The sequence below is a fragment of the Actinomyces sp. AC-20-1 genome (genome assembly GCF_023369555.1).
Classification (GTDB): domain Bacteria; phylum Actinomycetota; class Actinomycetes; order Actinomycetales; family Actinomycetaceae; genus Actinomyces.
The window spans coordinates 1-713 of sequence record NZ_JACJVC010000040.1; the positions used below are offsets into that span (position 1 = coordinate 1).

1 protein-coding gene is annotated in these 713 nt (G+C 80.6%); it reads left to right on the top strand.

The window, feature by feature from the left end; all coding sequences use genetic code 11:
• A partial coding sequence (locus H6X67_RS11650) for an SMC hinge domain-related protein (protein WP_502797337.1) occupies positions 1-713 on the top strand: 713 nt, incomplete at both ends.

Sequence of the window (713 nt, forward strand, 5' to 3'; positions counted from 1 at the left end):
GCGCAGGAGAGCGCCGCCCGGGCCCACGAGGCCGCCACCGCCGGCCTCGCGCGCGCCCGCGAGGCCGTCTCCGCCGCGACCGACGCCCGCCGTGAGGCCGCCGCCGAGGTCGCCTCCTGGACCTCGCGCCGTGACGCCCTGGCCCTGTCCCTGCGCACCCAGGACGGCACGGCGGAGCTCGCTGGCTCCGGCCTCGACGGCGTCCTCGGCCCGCTCGCCGAGGAGCTCAGCGTCGAGCGCGGGTGGGAGAACGCCGTCGCCGCCCTCATGGGCGACAGCGCCGGGGCCGCGCTCGTCACCGACGAGGACGCCGCCCTGCGCGCCCTCAGGCACGCCCACCGCGACGACGCCGGCTCCCTGCGGCTCGCGGTCCAGGAGGTCACCGCCGCGCCCGAGGCCGCCGTCGGCGGGGAGGGCCGGGACGGTGACGAGTCCGGGGCACGCCGCGCCCTCGACCTGGTGCGTGCCCGGGACCTCGAGCTCGAGGCCCTGCTCACCACCCTGCTGGCCGGGGCCTGGGTGGTCGAGGACCTCGAGGCCGCCGCCGCCCTGCGCGAGCACCGCCCGGCCGCCGTCGTCGCCACACGCGACGGGGAGGTCCTCGCGCCCGGGCGAGCCTCCTCGGCCGGGCGCGGCAGCGCCAGCGTGCTCGAGCTCGTCGCCGCCCACGAGGAGGCGGCCCGACGGGCCCAGGACGCCACGCAGGCGGAGGC